Source organism: Bacteroides sp. OF04-15BH (genome assembly GCF_003477995.1).
GTDB lineage: Bacteria > Bacteroidota > Bacteroidia > Bacteroidales > Bacteroidaceae > Paraprevotella.
The window spans coordinates 23,807-40,360 of the sequence record NZ_QUEM01000013.1 but is presented as its reverse complement, the minus strand read 5'-3'; the positions used below and the strand labels follow the sequence as shown (position 1 = coordinate 40,360).

Below are 16,554 nucleotides of genomic sequence, written 5' to 3'. Positions count from 1 at the left end.
TTATCTTTGAACTGTGTTAAGAAACAGCACGCGATAGGAAAACAATAATTTATACGATTCATTATATATATGGCAAATTACGGAACAATTCTGGTTGTGGATGACAATCCGGCGATTCTGACCGCCGCGAAAATCTGTCTCGACGGTGTCTTTGAGCGGATTATCACATTGTCCAAACCCGACAGCATTATGGTGACGCTGAATCAGGAAACAATAGATGTGATTCTTCTGGATATGAATTTTACGCTTGGCGTGAATTCGGGGCAGGACGGACTACTCTGGCTCCGGATGATTCACCGCCAACATCCCGATATCCCTGTGGTGCTGGTTACAGCTTATGCCGATGTGAAACTGGCGGTGCGCGGACTGAAAACCGGGGCTGTGGATTTTGTGACAAAGCCGTGGGACAATGAAGAACTGGTGCGTGTGCTGAAGGATGCCATTGACAACAGTCGGGAGGTGGTTCCATTGGAACAGGTGGAGCTGGAGCATGTGCACAAGGTTCTGGACAAGTGTCATGGAAATATCAGTAAAGCTGCGGAGCTGCTCGGCATTACGCGGCAAACCCTTTATGCCAAAATGAAGCGATGATGATTTACGGTGTGGTGATTGTCGGGATAGTTGTTCTGTGGGCCGGAATCTGGTTCTACCGCCATCAGAAACTGCTTGAGGAGCGGGCCTTTCTGCTCCGGGAGGCGGTGCGCAACCGTGATTTTGCCCACCGCTTGCCGGTCAAGGGACTGTTCTTCGGCGAGCGTGCGCTCCAGCGTACGGTGAATGATCTGAGCGAGGACATCAGCCGTTTGTTGGCCCAAAATGAAGTGGAGTCCTGGCAACGCCTGACACGTGTGCTGACGCATGAAATCATGAATGCCACAGCGCCTATCTCCAGCATCAGTCAGGCGTATCTGAATCATCCCAAGATCAAGGGCAGTTTTTATGAAGAAGGCATCCGGGCCATTTATGAAACCAGTTGCGGACTCTCGGCTTTTGTAGACAGCTATCGCAAGCTGACCAGTCTGCAGGAGCCTAATCTCGAAGAGGTGGTCTTGTGTCCTTTTGTGGAAAGCATTCGGGCACTCTATCCCGATTTGGAATGGCATCTGAATATAGAGCCGTCCGTCATCCTCAGTCTGGACGAGAACATGTGGCGGCAGGTGCTGATTAATCTGGTGAAGAACGCCCTTGAAGCCGGTGCCACGAAGATGGACGTCCGTTGGCGCGACGGTCTTTATGTCAGCAACAACGGTATGCCTATTCCGGCAGATGTGGCTTGTGAGATATTCGTTCCTTTCTTTACGACCAAGAAAACCGGTTCGGGTATCGGACTGTCCTTGTCGCGTCAGCTGATGGTTCGTCAGGGATATATGCTTACGCTGGCCGAAAGGCCGGTGAGCGGTTATACGGTAACTTTTATGATCCGGTAAACGGAAGAGGATAAAATGAAATTACCCCCGGCACAGTAAGGAATTACTGCGCCGGGGGTAATCTATTACTTCCCTGTAAGTAAAACATTACCTCCAGGGGAGTAATATAAGATGAGAGGCTATGATCTTTTATTTCCAGAGTTCGGGCATCTGTCCGTAATCCGACAGGTTGGTACAACCTTTGAAAGTATCCGAATAGCTGGCAATGCTCAGGAAATAGTCCGGATAATTGCCTCGCTCGTACAGATGCACCTTTTTGCCGTCAATCACGGTATAGGGGCTTTCTCCGCGGAGTGAGGAACAGCCGGCGAAGACATTGTAGATACTTTCCAGCATGAGGTTCTGGTCAAACAGTCCGGTCGGCAGACTGGTCAGCGACTTGCAGCCTGAAAAGGCAAATTCTATTTTGCGCAGTTTCTTGTTGTTGGCAAACAGGTTTTCCGGAATGGCTTTCAGAGCGGTGCAGCCGTCAAAAATTCCCGGAGCATTTTCCAGATTCGTCATGGCAGAGAACAGGTCTTCCGGAATGCTTTCCAGAGCGGTGCAATCCGAGAAAATACCCGATGCCGAGTTGTTGGCTGGGTAATGTACCTCGCCGAGAACGGTAACTCTGCTGCAGGCAGAAAGCAGTCCTTGCGGAATAGTCTTCAGAGAAGTGCAGTGGGTGAAGGCAGATCTCATGGAGTTCAGGTTGGCATTGTTGCGGAACAGTCCGGCCGGAATGCTTTCCAATGAGGTGCAGTAGGCAAAAATCTCATTCATGTTATTGGCCTGGGTATTCTGGGCAAACAGATCTTCCGGAACAGAGGTCAGCGCACTGCATTCAAAGAAGGTGTAGTAGAAAGAGGTCGCATTCTTGGCCGCGGCAAAGAGGTCGGCCGGCACAGAGCGGAGCGAGGTGCATCCGTAGAAGGTGCGGTTGAAACTGCTCACCTTGCTGGCATAGGTAAACAGACCTTCGGGCAGTGTCTCCAGAGCCGTGCATTTGTAGAAACATTCATCCAGGCTTTCCAGATCGGCCAGTGCGCCGCGGGTGTCCTTGGGCAGGGTCTTCAGGGTTTTCACTTCCCGGAAACTGATGGTCTTCAGATTGGGTCTTCCCCATTGTACGATGCCGGTGAGCGAGTTGCGGATATAGTCCTTGTAGGTGGATGTAGAAGTCAGATAGTCCACACTGCCGCGGAAGCGGATTTGCTTTTTGGTCACGCTGGATATCCGGTCGTAGTGATGGTTCAGTTCCCCAGCCGAGCCGATGTAGGTGTTGACTGCCTCGCTGTTGCCGTCGCCCCAGTCGACAACTCCCTTGACGTTGCCCTCAAAGGGAAGATAGGCCGTGAAGTTGTTCAGCGGATTCAGGGAGATTTCCAGAACCAGATCATCTTCGCTGTTGCGTATGCTTGTAGCAAAAGGAATCATGGTAATGGCACCGGCGTTGTTCTCCTGGTCGTATGCCATGATGTAGGCATAATATCCGGTAGCATCCTGCAGGTTCTCCACCACATGCATCCGGTTGGCCGGAAGCGTCGATGTAGAAGTGAACAGTTTGTCCATGCCTTCGTTTACATCCCGAATGATGCTGGCAAGCGGAATGGAGTCCTGACTGACGTGGATAGCATATTGGGTAGCTCCGTTGTGCGGATTCAGCTCCAGCGTCACGCTGTTCAGGTCTGCCTTCGCAACCTTGGGGGTGATGCTGGCACCCACTTCCTGCACAACCGGTAACTTGCCGATCAGAGTATCCTTGTCGGACATTCTTTGATAAATCAGAATGTGGTCGAACTTCGGTTTCGGAGTGTGGTTGTTGTAAAAATCCAGATTCAGAGTTTTCTGTTCCACAAATATATTTCCTTCGGGATACTGCAGGATGAAGTCAGGTTCCTGCTGGGCATATTCTCCCGAATCCTTGTAGTTTTTCAGGCTTTCGAGCATATAATATCCATTGTAGACATTGGTCTCGTATGCCAGATTGAAAGCTTCTTTCTGATAAGCGGGCAGGCGCAGGGTGTCTGTCTGGAACCGGACATACGGTGCTTTGCCATCGCTGGTTTCGCCTTCGCTGGGTAATGACGGCTCTTCTATATTACCGCCTTCTCCATCATGTTCGTCATCGTCTTCTTCTCCGCCCACATTGATAATGTCGCAGGAGGCCAGAAGTGTGCTTCCCACTATCAGGGGCACGGTTCCCCACGTGAGGGTACAGAGTAATGGAAGCATGGTTCGGACTTTCTTGAATGGTTGTTTCATAATGATTAGGTTTTTAAGTGAAAAAAAGTATAAGCTGAGCCAAATATAGGAAACAAAAGTTCAATCCGCAAACAAATGCTTCTGAAAATAGATTATTCTGCAAACTCCAGAATGAATTCACTGCCGCGGTCCGGCTCGGAATGCACCAGAATGCTGCCGTCGTGCAGGGTAACGATCTGGCGGCACAGGCTCAGGCCGATGCCCGAACCGTTGGGCTTGGTGGTGAAGAAGGGAACGAAGATCCGTTCGCGTACTTCCGGCAGGATGCCTTCTCCATTATCTTTTATGGTGAATACAATCCGCTTTTTTTGTTTGCAGGCGCGCACGATGATTTCCGGTGCTGTACGGTTGCGGCAGGCCTCACGGGCATTCTTCAGCAGATTGAGGAACACCTGTTCCATCTGGGCGCGGTCGGCATGCCAGACGCAGCCGGCGGGCGTATCGTCCGTGAAGCGGATGTCTGTGCCGCCAACCAGCCGTTGCAGGTCTTTCAGAAAGGCGCTTACCTCAATGGGTGTCTTTACGGGCGGAGCGATGCGCGTCAGCTTACGGTAATTCTGTACAAACTCCATCAGTCCCTTGCAGCGCCGGTGGATGATGCCCAACCCCTGTTGCAGGGTCTGCTGTGCCGATTCGCTCAGCGGACCTTCGCTACTCCGTTCGCACAGTGTGTCCGACAGGGAGATGATTGGAGTGATGGAATTCATGATCTCATGCGTCAGTACCCGGATCAGTTTCTGCCAGGCCTCCATTTCCGTACGGTTCAGAGTGCCGTGCAGATTCTTCAGACTGATGATGCGGCACTCGCGTCCCTGCACCAGCATGCGGTTTTGCGACAGGGCCAGATCCATCGGCCGGCCTTCGTGTTCATAGTGCATCACCTCTTGTCCTTCGGTCAGAGCCTGACAGATGCACTCCGGCAGGCGTACCGATCTGCCGAACAGGCGGGTGGCGGAACAGTTGCACCATTCCACGATGCCTTGTGCGTTGGCCACAATCAGGGCGGTATCCACCTCCTGAAGCAACTGTTCGTAGTAGCGGAAACGGGCTTCTTCCTTCTGCATTTTCTCTTTCTGATCCTGAAGCAGCACACTCAGTTCCCGCGCCAGATGTACGATGGTGCGGCTCTCGAATGGAGCGGTGATCCTTTCGGAGAGCGATTGCGATCTGACGCACTCCACAATCCGTTGCAGCATCTTGGTCTGCCGCATCTGGATGCGATAGAGCCGGATGGCCAGCACCAGAAGCAGCAGGGCACAGCCCGTCACGGAGAACCACAGATGGCGGGTACCCAAAAATGCGCCTAAAAGACTGCAGGCCACAATGCCGGTGATGTGGGTAATGATATAAAAGGAATACGTTTTCATGGCTCGTCGGTTTTAGAGATTCAGTTTGTTCATTTTCCGGTAGAGGGCAAAGCGTGTGATGCCCAACAGTTCGGCGGCATAGGTCAGATTGCCGTTGCTGAGGCGCACCGCCTTTTCTATGGCGCGCCGTTCCAGTTTCTCCAGATTCAGCTCTTCCAGTTCCGTTTCCTTTTGTTCCTTCACCCGGTCGGAAGGCAACAGCAGATCCTCGGGACGCAGCACCAGATTATTGCTCAGAATGGCGGCGCGCTCCATGATATGTTGCAGCTCGCGCACATTGCCCGGCCAGTTGTACTTCATCAGTTTGCTTTTGGCTTCCCGGCTCAGTCCCGTAATATTCTTTTTATATTTCCGGTTATACAGTTTCAGAAAGTGCATGGCCAGCAGGATGATGTCCTCGCCACGCTCACGCAAAGGCGGGATGTGCAGCTCGATGGTGTTGATGCGGTAGAGCAGGTCCTGACGGAAACTGCCTTCCTGAGCCTGTGCGGTGAGGTTGGCATTGGTGGCGCAGATGAGGCGGATGTCGATGTCGCGCGTTTCCACCGCGCCCAGACGGGTGATGCACCGCTTCTCCAGAGCTGTAAGCAACTTGGCCTGCATGGGAAGCGACAGATTGCCGATTTCGTCGAGGAAGAGTGTGCCGCCCGAAGCCATTTCCATACGTCCCGGTTTGGACGTGCGCGCATCGGTAAAGGCTCCTTTCTCGTATCCGAAAAGTTCACTTTCGAACAGCTGTTCGGGAATGCTGCCCAAGTCGATGGTGATCAGTGCCTCATGGCGGCGCGGAGAGAAGTGTTTCACCATGCGGGCCACAACATCCTTGCCCGTACCGTTTTCTCCCAAGATCAGGATATTGGCGTTCGTATCTGCCAACTGATAGATGGTTTCCTTGACCTGAAGCATGGCCGGAGATTCTCCGATCAGTTCCGGCAGTTCGTCGCCCTCTTTCAGGGCCGATACCTGTTCCTGCAGACGGTCAATTTCCTTTTTGGACTGACTGAGCTTGAGCGCCGAGGAGAGGGTGGCCAGCAGTTTTTCCTTTTCCCACGGTTTGGAGATAAAGTCGGTGGCGCCCGCCTTGATGGCGCGCACGGCTTTCTCCGTGTCGGCATACGCTGTCATGAACACTACGACAGCCTGCGGGTCTATCGTCAGAATCTGCCCGAGATATTCAAAGCCTTCCTGTCCGCTGATGGCGTCCCGGCAGAAATTCATGTCCAGCAGAATCACGTCCGGCTGATAGGTTTCCATGAAATAGCGGATGCGGTCCGGCTGTGTGGTAACCTTTATCTTTTCGAACACCGGTTCCAGCAACAGATTCAGGGCGAAGAGCACATCTTCGTTGTCGTCTATAATCAGTATTTTTCCATCCTTAGTCATCATCTTTTTTTATGTTTTTATGGTTTCTTGTTTTTCTACGGGGCAAAGATAAAACATTTCTGCTTGTGTTGTGCGTGCGTTTCCGCACGATTTTTGTGCGGAAACGCACGGCGTTTTAAAAGAGCCTTTTTGCCAACTTGCTGTTGTTGAGTGGATTATTCATTTGGCACGGTTTTTGAATGTCTAAAGGAGAAAAACAGACGAAAAACAAGAAGACCATGAAACATTTACTCCTGCTTTTTTCGGCATGGCTGGTCGGAACACTTCCGCTGCTGGCCGAGGACCAAGATACCAAACGGACCTTCACTTTGGCCGAAGCCATTCTTCAGGCCCAGAAGGCATCGCCCGACGCACAGGCAGCCCGGCATACCTACCGGTCGGCCTATTGGAACTACCGTTCTTTCAAGGCCAACTATCTGCCCGAGGTGAGCCTTTCTTCCGACCCTTATCTGAACCGTCAGATTAACCGGGTGACGCAGCCCGACGGTACGGAACAGTTCAAGGCGCAGAATACTCTGAACACCGACCTGTCGCTGACCATCAGCCAGAATGTGTGGTTCACGGGCGGTAATCTGTTCCTCCAGTCTTCCGTAAACCGGATGGACGAGTTGGGCGGACGGACTACCTCTTATAATACGAAACCCTTTTCCATCGGTTACAACCAGTCCTTCTTCGGATACAACAGTCTGAAATGGAACCGGCGTATCGAACCGGTGCGTTACCGTGAGGCGCAGAAGTCGTATGCCGAAACCTTGGAGCTGATCGCATCGCAGACCTGCAATTACTTTTATGCGTTGGCTTCGGCACAGACCAATCTGAACATTGCCCTTTCCAATCAGGCTTCGGCCGATACGCTCTGGCGCTATGCGCAGGGGCGTTACCGCATCGGCAGTATTACGGAGAATGAAATGTTGCAGCTGGAGGTAAACAAGCTGAATGAAGAAGCCAATGTGATGCAGGCACGTATGGATGTGGAAGACGCCATGCAGACGCTCCGTTCCTTTTTAGGATTGGGCGACCGGCAGGATATTGAGGTGCTTCCCACCGACAGCATCATACCTTTTGAAGTGCCGATAGATGAGGCTTTGCGTCTGGCGTACGAAAACAGTCCCGAACCCGAGAACTTCAAGCGCCGTATCTTGGAGAGTAAGAGCAATCTCGCCTCGGCAAAAGCTTCGCGCGGACTGAAAGCCGACCTGTATATGCAGTTCGGACTGTCGCAGACAGCCGACCGTTTTCAGGACTCTTACCGCGATCCGCTGAACCAGCAGTATGTGCGGGTGTCCTTGGCTTTCCCGATTCTGGACTGGGGGCGTGGCCGCGGACGGGTAAGGGTGGCCCGCTCGCAGATGGAGCTGACCGAAACACAGGTCAGTCAGGCTGTGGACGACTTTGAGCAGAATGTGCGCAAAATGGTGCGGCAGTTTAATCTTCAGGCCCGTCAGGTGGCTATTGCGGTGCGCACGGAGCAGACCGCAAGGAGGCGTTACGAAGTGGCGCTGAAACTCTATCTTTCGGGCAAATCCACCATTCTGGATCTGAATGCGGCCACCAGCGAAAAGGATGCGGCACAGCGCAGCTACATTTCTTCCATGAGAACATACTGGACATTGTATTACGGTTTGCGCAGCCTGACGCAATACGACTTCCGCACCCGTTGCCCTTTGAGCCATGAACTGGAGGAGGCGGAACTGCGGCGATAGAATATGAACTCTGAAAAAACGAAACATTTAAAAAAAGATATTATGGATATTCAATTAAAGAAGAAACCCTGGTACGTGCGTTACCGTTATGCTTTGGCCGGTGGAGTGGTGCTGGCCGCTCTGCTCGTCTATGCTCTGGTGCAGGCGGCCGGTCCGCAACGCCTGCGGATTCAGCTCGATCAGGTGCAGACCGGACAGGCAGAACATGCCGACTTTCTGGAGTATGTGGATGTGGAAGGTGTGGTGCAGCCTATTATGACGCTCATGGTAAACACACGCGAGGGCGGTCATGTGGAACGTATCGTGGCCGAAGACGGCAAACAGATGAAGCAAGGCGACACGATCCTGATTTTGGGGAATACGACTCTGATGCACGACATCGAAGATCAGCGCGACGAGTGGGAGAAGCAATGTATGTCCTACCGGGAGCAGGAACTGGAGATGGAGCAGAAGAGTCTCACCCTGAAGCAGCAGACTCTGAATGCGGAATATGAACTGAACAAGATCCGCAAGAGCTATAATCTGGAGAAAGAGGAATATGCCATGGGCATACGCAGCAAGGCACAGCTTGAAGTGTCGGAGGATGAATACCGTTATAAAACGAAATCTACCCAGTTGCAGCTTCAGAGCCTCCGGAGCGATTCGGTGCTGAACGGAATACGGCGCGAGCTGTTGCGCAATGACCGTATCCGAAGCCAGAAAAAACTGGAGCGGAGCGTGGAGCGTCTGGAAGATCTGGTGGTGCGTGCTCCGGCCGACGGACAGTTGAGTTTTGTCAGTGTGACTCTTGGACAGAAAGTCGGTGCCGGAGAACAGATTGCCGCCATCAAGGTGACCGACCGTTTCAAGGTGCATACCTCGCTCAACGAGTATTATGTGGACCGTATTACTACCGGGCTTCCGGCTACGATCTCTTATCAGGGTAAAAAATATCCGTTGCGGGTCAGCAAGGTTGTGCCGGAAGTGAAGAACCGCTCTTTTGATGTGGATCTGGTCTTTACCGGTGATGTACCCGAGAATGTGCGTCTGGGAAAGAGTTTCCGCGTGCAGATCGAACTGGGACAGCCGGAAAAGGTGCTGGTTATTCCGCGCGGTAATTTTTATCAACACACCGGCGGACGCTGGATTTACAAGCTGAATGCCGACAAGACACGGGCCGTGAAGATACCGATACAAATAGGGCGTCAGAATCCCGTGCAGTATGAAATTGTGGAAGGTTTGCAGCCCGGAGATTGTGTCATTACCACAGGATATGATAACTTTGGTGATGTAGAGGAACTGGTGTTCTGAACTTGGTAAATAATTTTTAAACAACAAGAATTATGATTTTTCATTATATTAAAATAGCCCTCCGCAACCTGATGAAGCATCGGGTGCAGAGTTTTCTGAGTGTTATCGGACTGGCCGTGGGCTTTGTCTGTTTTGCCTATTCATTGATCTGGCTCCGTTATGAACGGAGTTTCGACAGTTTCCATCCGAATGCCGACCGCATTTATATGATGTATAAGAAAAGCTCCATTAAAGGTGAATTGCAGAATAGTTGCTGTCCTTATCCTTTTGCTGCTACCATGAAAGAGCGGCTGCCTGAAGTGGAAGCTGCAACGGCTTTTTCTTATTCTCGTGCTTATTGTAAATTTAATCAGTTCTCAGGATTTCTGAAAATGATTTCCGTAGATACCACTTTTATGGATATGTTCGATGTGCAGATTCTTGAGGGGAGCCGGAACTTTCTCTATTCCGACCAGGAAGTGGCGCTAACACCATCTGCGGCGCGGAAACTTTTCGGTACGCTTCAGGTATTGGGACGCACATTGGACTTGGGCCGTGGCGAAGAAAAAACGGTTACTGCTCTCGTATCGGAATGGAAAGGCCATTCCAATATTCCTTATGATTTGATGTTCGGTATGAAACTTACTCCGGAGAATATATGGAAGGCGAGAAACTGTATGCTTTGTTTCCGCTTACAACAGGATGCCGATACAGCGGACTTTGCCCGTAAGTTACACGCGGTCGATACGGAATCCTATACACAGAAGGCTTCGGAATCCTCTTTTTTATGGGGATATGATTTTTCAGCAGAGCATCTGAAATTCTGTCCGATTACGGAAAGCTATGAACTTCTTTTTAAAGCTGAAACTCAGATCCGACAAACCTATATCCGTATGTTTGTATGGATCGGTGTACTGGTCATGGTGATCGCTCTGATTAATTATTTTTCTTTGCTGGTGAGCCAGATGATGAACCGTTCGAAAGAACTGGCTTTGCGTCTGGTCAATGGTTCATCGCGCCGGGGACTGTTTGCCCTATTCGCAACCGAACTGATCATGATGCTTTTGGTCAGTGGGTTTATCAGTTTTCTATTGATGGAGTGGGCCGAAAAACTGTTTCGGACAATCTCTTATGTGGAGACGGCCTGGCTGCCGGAGGCATTGGTTTATTTTGTCGGTGTGCTTTTCTGTTCCTTGCTTGTGGCAGGCTGTATCATTGCCTATTATAGTCGCAAATCGCTGACTGTAGCTTTGCAAAACCGCAAGGTGCCGGCCGGTAGACGAATGAATTTCCAGCGGATGAGTATGGCTTTTCAGTTGTTGATTTCTCTCTTGGTGCTCTTCGGTTTTGCCGTACTGTTCCGTCAGCTGACTTATCTGAGTCAGACTACGGATATAGGTTTTGAGCGTAAAGAACGTGCTACGATAGAAGTTCCGGAAGAGTTTATCGGTAATTTTCTGCACGATTTGCGTGCGCAGCCTTATATCCGGGAAGCCTGTGTGAGTGTCAGTACTTTGCTTCCTCAATCCAGTTATGGTACAATGACCACAATGGATGGTCAAGGAAAGAGTGTTACTTTCGACTCGTTTGGCGTAGATGAAACTTTCCTGCGTTTTTATAATATTCCATTAAAGGACAGTTTGCAGTCGGGGGATGAGGAACAATGTTTACTGACCGAGTCTGCCGCGCGTGAATTGGGCGGGCCGGATCTTGTCGGACAGTCATTTGGCGGTTATACCATTGTCGGCATTGTTCCCGATCTTTATACGAAGGCCCCCACCGTACCCGTAAAACCAACTCAGTTGCAGATTGTACGGCAGGAAGATAGTTTTTATTCCAAAGATAAAGTTTTAATCCATTATGATGAGCGTTATACCGAAGAATTAAAACGTTTTGTAGTAGCGTGGTTCCATGAGCGAAAAACTTATGCCACACTGGATATTGCGACAGAAGTTTACGACAGCTATCTGGCTTCCGAACGTATGCTGGTGCGTGTGTTGGGTGTAATGGCCGGTATCTGTGTCCTGATATCTCTCTTTGGTGTATATGCGCATGTTGTTTTGGCGTGCGAGCGCCGGCGCAAGGAGATAGCTATCCGTAAAGTGAACGGAGCAACGGCCGGACTGATTGTCCGTTCTTTCCTGAAGGAATATTTTCTGTTACTTCTGGGAGCTTCGGCTTTTGCTTTTCCGCTGGGAACCATTTTCATGCAGCGTTGGTTGGAACAATACGTGCTTCGTGCCGGTTTGTCGTGGTGGATTTATGCCGGAATCTTCCTGTTGCTTTGGATCTTTATGATGCTCTGCATCGGTCGCAGTGTGTGGCGTGCGGCCCGTGAGAATCCCGCCGAGGTGATCAAGAGCGAGTAAGGATGGGAAGATTTAATAAGAAATAAAATAAGAAAGTAAAGCAGTTATGATTTTATTCTACCATGATCTGAAAATGGCTGTTCGCAGCCTGATGAAACATCCGTGGCAAAATCTGATTGCCTTGGTCGGGCTGGCCGTGGCGTTGTTTTGCTTCAGCGTCTGCCTGTATTTCAGCCGTTATATTTATGCCACCGATGACTGTTTTCCAAACAAGGAATGTATCCTGGAAATCAGTTTTTATGATCCGGTTGATGATCGGTCATTTTCAACTAAGGGTGAATTGGCCGTTTCGCTACGGCAAAAGATGCCTGAACTGGATTTTTGTGCTTTGGTATTTTCTGAAACGCATGATTATGAGGTTCCGGTAACGGACGGCAAAACCTTGCCTTATAAATTGACAGTTCGTGAAACCGATTCCCTATACAACCGGGTGTTTGCGCCGGAGTTTCTGTGCGGCGACTGGGAACAGGTCAAGAAAACGCCGAATTCTATGGTCTTGTTTGAGCATACCGCCCGCAGACTGTTCGGTAGTCCGGAGAAGGCTATGGGCCAGACAATAAAATGGATAGATACTTCTTGGGAGTATACTGTTCGTGCGGTTGTGGCTGATTTGCCTTTAAATACCAGTCTGCAATTTTTGTCGGTGCTGGATGCCTTAATTGTGAATAAGCGTGAGAGTCTGCTGAAAGAAACTGACGTAACAATGGTTGACACCTATGCTTTGTTGCCGCCGGGGCAGTCCGCAGATCAGTTTGTGCAGGATTTCAATCAAAAGGATTATTCCGCGGACGACTTCTTATGGAAGGGGTGTTTGTTGCGTGCTCATAAACTGGGCCACGAGTTATGGACCGATGGAAAGGCCCGTTATCTGGCAATTTCAACTTTGGCGGCAGGTGTTCTGGTCTTATTGGCCGGACTGCTCAACTTTCTTCGCATTCTGTTCGGAACTTTCCGGATGCGTATGCGGGAATGCCGTTTACGGCAAGTCAACGGAGCCGGTTTCTGGGATTTGTATCGGATGCTTTTGGTACAGACCGTGCTGTCGGTGTTGCTGGTCGCCTTTTTTACCTTTCTGCTGATTGAACTGTTGTCGCCTTTTCTGCACCTCACGTTGCTGGAAATGATTTTCCGGGTTGATCTGCATCAGCTTCAGCTTCAGACGGCCACTTGTGTGTTCGGGCTGCTTCTTGTATGCGGTGTCGTGGCTTGGGGCGTTGTCTATCGGGTGCGCCGTACGCTTGCCGCACAGCAGTTGAACCGGAGTAGGCATACAAGAAACTATTGGCGCAATCTGTCGTTGGTGCTTCAGTTGTTTGCCGGATGGGTATTGCTGACTTTTGGCGCTGCTTTGTACCGGCAGTCGGTATATACGGAAAACACGATACTCAACACGTTGACCGTGTCCGAGAAGGAGCGGATCTGGAGAGTTCCTTTAAATTATTCATTTTTGGTTGAAAGTACAAGACAAGCTTTGGTGAACGAAATCCGGAAGTGTCCTGGTGTGGAGGGCATACTGCTGTTCAAACAAGACTATTTGAAAGAGGTTTGGCGTACTAGTATCTTTCCGGAAGAAAGTCGAACACCGGAGCAGGCTATGAGTGTGGAGATTTTGGACGTGCCTTCTGCTTTTTTCGGGTTTATGCATATGGACCTGCTTTCCGGACAACCCTCGGAAGACGGAACTGGTGTAGTGGTGGATGAAACTTTGTATCGGCGCTTGGGACGTCCGGCTTTGGGGAGTACCGTTTATAGTTTCACCCAAAGCGATCCGCTGGTGGGTGTTTCCAAGACGTTATTGCAGAATAATTATCATGGGTATCGGGAACTGGGACAGATGTTCTGTCTGAGTAATTCAGAAGTGGGGGCTCTTTATTGCTATGTGAAATGTTACGATGGACAGACAGAGGCGGTCGGCGCGTCTGTGGAGCGTATTCTTCGCCGGATGCTACCCGAGAGTGTTGATGTTTCGTTGTCTACGATGATGGATGATATCCGGCAGGAGCACGCCTATGAGTTCAAGTTGCGTGGAATCGTTCTGTTTATGGCTGCGGTCTGTCTGCTGATCGTTCTGTTGGGCATTTATTCGGCGATTACGCTCGACACCGAGCGCCGTCGCAAGGAAGTTGCCATTCGGAAAATCAACGGTGCGGGTGTGTGGCAAATTGTATGGTTGTTTGCCCGCTTCTACATGCTGTTGGTTGTCCTGACCGCAGCCGTGGCCTTACCGCTTGCCGCTTATTTGCTGAATCTTTACAGCCGGATGTATATTTCGTTCGTAGAGCTTGGTGTGCTGTTTTATGGCGGTTTGATTCTGTTTGTGGCTTTGCTGGTAACGGCTGTGGTTTATGTCCGGATCCGGAATATAGCCCGGGTTAATCCCGCCGAGGTCATTAAAAGCGAGTAAATGAGAATTCAAGAGAAAAAGATATTATTTAAAGTAAGAATGAATATGATGTGTCTTCATTATCTTAAGGTGGCTGTTCGCAGCCTCACAAAATATAAAGTTCAGACCATAGCCAGTGTGATTGGTCTGGCCTTGGGCTTTGTTTGCTTTGCCCTGTCTGCTGTTTGGGTACGCTATGAGCAGACGTTCGACAGTTTCCATCGTGGGGCAGACCGCATGTATCTTTTGAAGGCGTCTACGGTTTGGGGTACGTATGAGTCCGGTTTAAAACATCGTTTTCTATTGGCCGATGAGTTGAAACGCACCTTTCCCGAGGTGGAGGAGGCAGCGGCCTATTGGCATCGGTCGATTCCCGTTATGCTGTCGCAACAGGACAGCGTGGAGGTTGACCTCGGCTGTATCCGTGCCGATTCTTTGTTTTTCCGTCTGTTCGATGTACAGCTTCTGAAGGGCAGCTGGAGCTTCCTGAACCGGCCCGACGAAGCCGCCCTGACCGAAGAGGGTGCACGTCGGTTGTTCGGCACGGCCGATGTTTTAGGACGCACGCTGTATTGCCTGGGACAGACCTGGCGCATTTCGGCCGTCGTGGCAGGGTGGGACGGGCATACCAATTTCCCGTTCTCCATCCTGTTGGGGATGGGGCAGGCCGAAAAGAACAATCCTTCTTATGGTGATTATTATATCAGCCTGCGTCTGCGTGCCGAAGCGGATACGGCAGCTCTGACTGCACACATGAACGGCAGCAATCTGGAATATACGGCTGAGCGATGGAATAGTGGGAAAAAGCCTGTACTGCATCTGGAACCTCTGACCCATTGCCGTTATACGGTGTTTCAGGACCGGCTACGCATTTCGATGCTCTATATCCGCCTGTGTTCCATCCTGGGACTGCTGCTGATTGTGCTGGCTTTGGTGAATTTTCTTTCCATGCTGGTGTCGCGGATGCACGTACGCCGTCGGGAACTCGCCTTACGTCTGTCCTGCGGTTCTTCGCGCGGTGCACTGACTCGGCTGTTTCTGGCCGAACTGCTTCTGATCCTGACGGGCGCGGGTCTGTCGGGGATGATCCTTGTGGAGGCGGTCGAGCGGCCTTTCTGCGCGCTGTCGGGCATCGAGGGGGATATTCTCCTTCCGGTTGTCGTTTGCTTTCTGCTGCTTATGGCTGTTACGCTGCTGACGGCCTGGGGTCTCATTGTCTTTTATTGCCGACGGATTGCGGCCCGGCAGTTGCAACCGGCCGCCGCCGTTCGTCCGAGCAGGTTTTCGTTTCAGAAGGTGTGTCTCGGTCTGCAGTTGGGCATCTGCGGGCTGGTTGTATTCTGCCTGTCGTTTCTGTTGCTGCAACTGCACCATCTGACGCACACGGATATCGGTTTCGAACGCGACGGACGGGCCACGGTCAACTGCTTCGGTTCGGAATCGCTGCAGGAGCATCTGATGCACGAACTGCGCCGCCAGCCCTATGTCAGTGAAGCGGCTCTATTCGCTCCTGCCGCTGGGGAACACCGGAGCTGTCCTGGTCAATTCGTGGGACGGCCGGACAGACGATGCCGGGCCGGTCACGCTGGCCGCCATCCCCGAGGGGCAGGAATTCATGGACTTTTATGGCATCCGGCTTCTGGCCGGTACGACGCTGACGGCTCAGGCCGATAGTCTGGCGGTGCTGATCAACGAAACGGCGGCTCAAAGGCTGGACATGGCCGATCCGGTGGGGAAGAAGGTCGGCCAATGGACCGTTGTGGGTGTGGTGCGCGACTTTCATGTGTCGGCTCCTACAGTACCAGTCGAACCGACGATCTTTTTCGGTTCTAGAGACAGGGGGCCTGTCGACTTGGGGCAAGACATTCTGGTGCGCTTCGACGAATCGGATACGGATCGTCTGAAACATTTTATCGACTCGTTGGCGCAGTCCGAAGAGCCGGGCGTATTTCTGAAAATAACTACTGTGCGCGAGGCTTATGAGGAGTACCTTCGCAGCGAGCGTACCTTGCAGCGGCTGTTGACGGTGGTCGCTGTGGCTTGTGTGCTGATTACGCTGATCGGTGTCTTTGCTCATGTTTCCTTGGTCTGTGAGCAACGGCGCAAGGAGATTGCCATCCGCAAGGTGAATGGTGCTACGGCCACCGGCATCTTCCGTTCGTTTCTAAAAGAATATTTTGCCTTGTTGGTGGTGGCTTGCATTATTGCCTTTCCGTTGGGAAGTGTGGCAATGCAGAGCTGGGTGGAGCGTTATGTGGAGCGTATGACCTGGCCTTGGTGGTTGTATGCAGCCATCCTTGTGGGCCTGGCCTTGTTTGTTGTGCTCTGCATTGGTCGCAGTGTGTGGCGTGCGGCTCGTGAGAATCCTGCAGAGGTGATCAAGAGTGAATAAAGATCTAATAAAAACAG

At 51.2% G+C, this 16,554-nt stretch carries 11 protein-coding genes; 8 read left to right on the top strand and 3 right to left on the bottom strand.

What is annotated here, in order from left to right; translation table 11 throughout:
* Positions 1–69 precede the first annotated feature (69 nt).
* Both DXA74_RS07575 and DXA74_RS07570 read left to right on the top strand, forming a co-directional pair.
* Positions 70–591, top strand: coding sequence for a response regulator (locus DXA74_RS07575; RefSeq protein ID WP_118526281.1), 522 nt, complete (start codon positions 70–72; stop codon positions 589–591).
* Positions 588–1,427 (top strand): PAS domain-containing sensor histidine kinase, encoded by an 840-nt coding sequence (locus DXA74_RS07570; RefSeq protein ID WP_370448491.1) that lies wholly within the window; start codon positions 588–590, stop codon positions 1,425–1,427. The genes DXA74_RS07575 and DXA74_RS07570 overlap by 4 nt, the downstream gene beginning before the upstream one ends.
* Positions 1,428–1,556: 129 nt before the next feature.
* On the opposite strand, the gene DXA74_RS07565 is transcribed toward DXA74_RS07570, so the two are convergent.
* The 3 genes from DXA74_RS07565 to DXA74_RS07555 all read right to left on the bottom strand — a co-directional run bounded on the left by DXA74_RS07565 (position 1,557) and on the right by DXA74_RS07555 (position 6,421).
* Positions 1,557–3,671 (bottom strand): hypothetical protein, encoded by a 2,115-nt coding sequence (locus tag DXA74_RS07565; protein ID WP_147401051.1) that lies wholly within the window; start codon positions 3,669–3,671, stop codon positions 1,557–1,559.
* A 92-nt stretch (positions 3,672–3,763) separates the two neighbouring features.
* Positions 3,764–5,038, bottom strand: coding sequence for a PAS domain-containing sensor histidine kinase (locus DXA74_RS07560; RefSeq protein WP_118526277.1), 1,275 nt, complete (start codon positions 5,036–5,038; stop codon positions 3,764–3,766).
* Between the two features lie 12 nt (positions 5,039–5,050).
* Positions 5,051–6,421, bottom strand: a complete 1,371-nt coding sequence (locus tag DXA74_RS07555; RefSeq protein ID WP_118526349.1) for a sigma-54 dependent transcriptional regulator — start codon at positions 6,419–6,421, stop codon at positions 5,051–5,053.
* A gap of 218 nt (positions 6,422–6,639) precedes the next feature.
* On the opposite strand from DXA74_RS07555, the gene DXA74_RS07550 reads away from it, so the two are divergent.
* From DXA74_RS07550 to DXA74_RS07525, 6 genes are read left to right on the top strand one after another with little or no spacing between them, the layout of a single operon-like run.
* Positions 6,640–8,124: a TolC family protein gene (locus DXA74_RS07550; RefSeq protein WP_118526275.1), complete on the top strand. Its 1,485-nt coding sequence runs from the start codon at positions 6,640–6,642 to the stop codon at positions 8,122–8,124.
* A 42-nt stretch (positions 8,125–8,166) separates the two neighbouring features.
* The gene (locus tag DXA74_RS07545; RefSeq protein WP_118526273.1) at positions 8,167–9,414 is read left to right on the top strand and encodes an efflux RND transporter periplasmic adaptor subunit; all 1,248 of its coding nucleotides are present in this window, start codon (positions 8,167–8,169) and stop codon (positions 9,412–9,414) included.
* Positions 9,415–9,446: 32 nt separating this feature from the next.
* Positions 9,447–11,762, top strand: a complete 2,316-nt coding sequence (locus DXA74_RS07540) for an ABC transporter permease (RefSeq protein ID WP_118526271.1) — start codon at positions 9,447–9,449, stop codon at positions 11,760–11,762.
* Positions 11,763–11,808: 46 nt separating this feature from the next.
* Complete coding sequence (locus DXA74_RS07535) at positions 11,809–14,166, top strand: ABC transporter permease (RefSeq protein WP_118526269.1); 2,358 nt, start codon at positions 11,809–11,811, stop codon at positions 14,164–14,166.
* A 45-nt stretch (positions 14,167–14,211) separates the two neighbouring features.
* Positions 14,212–15,819 (top strand): ABC transporter permease, encoded by a 1,608-nt coding sequence (locus tag DXA74_RS07530; RefSeq protein WP_199666125.1) that lies wholly within the window; start codon positions 14,212–14,214, stop codon positions 15,817–15,819.
* Positions 15,761–16,537: an ABC transporter permease gene (locus tag DXA74_RS07525; protein WP_158576037.1), complete on the top strand. Its 777-nt coding sequence runs from the start codon at positions 15,761–15,763 to the stop codon at positions 16,535–16,537. Before DXA74_RS07530 ends, DXA74_RS07525 begins: the two co-directional genes overlap by 59 nt.
* Positions 16,538–16,554 lie beyond the last annotated feature (17 nt).

Excerpts from the sequence above, each read along its gene's own strand:
- DXA74_RS07575 (WP_118526281.1), top strand. The coding sequence starts at position 70 with ATGGCAAATTACGGAACAATTCTGGTTGTGGATGACAATCCGGCGATT.
- DXA74_RS07555 (WP_118526349.1), bottom strand. The coding sequence starts at position 6,421 with ATGACTAAGGATGGAAAAATACTGATTATAGACGACAACGAAGATGTG.
- DXA74_RS07565 (WP_147401051.1), bottom strand. The coding sequence starts at position 3,671 with ATGAAACAACCATTCAAGAAAGTCCGAACCATGCTTCCATTACTCTGT.
- DXA74_RS07545 (WP_118526273.1), top strand. The coding sequence starts at position 8,167 with ATGGATATTCAATTAAAGAAGAAACCCTGGTACGTGCGTTACCGTTAT.
- DXA74_RS07525 (WP_158576037.1), top strand. The coding sequence starts at position 15,761 with ATGGACTTTTATGGCATCCGGCTTCTGGCCGGTACGACGCTGACGGCT.
- DXA74_RS07570 (WP_370448491.1), top strand. The coding sequence starts at position 588 with ATGATGATTTACGGTGTGGTGATTGTCGGGATAGTTGTTCTGTGGGCC.
- DXA74_RS07550 (WP_118526275.1), top strand. The coding sequence starts at position 6,640 with ATGAAACATTTACTCCTGCTTTTTTCGGCATGGCTGGTCGGAACACTT.
- DXA74_RS07540 (WP_118526271.1), top strand. The coding sequence starts at position 9,447 with ATGATTTTTCATTATATTAAAATAGCCCTCCGCAACCTGATGAAGCAT.
- DXA74_RS07535 (WP_118526269.1), top strand. The coding sequence starts at position 11,809 with ATGATTTTATTCTACCATGATCTGAAAATGGCTGTTCGCAGCCTGATG.
- DXA74_RS07530 (WP_199666125.1), top strand. The coding sequence starts at position 14,212 with ATGATGTGTCTTCATTATCTTAAGGTGGCTGTTCGCAGCCTCACAAAA.
- DXA74_RS07560 (WP_118526277.1), bottom strand. The coding sequence starts at position 5,038 with ATGAAAACGTATTCCTTTTATATCATTACCCACATCACCGGCATTGTG.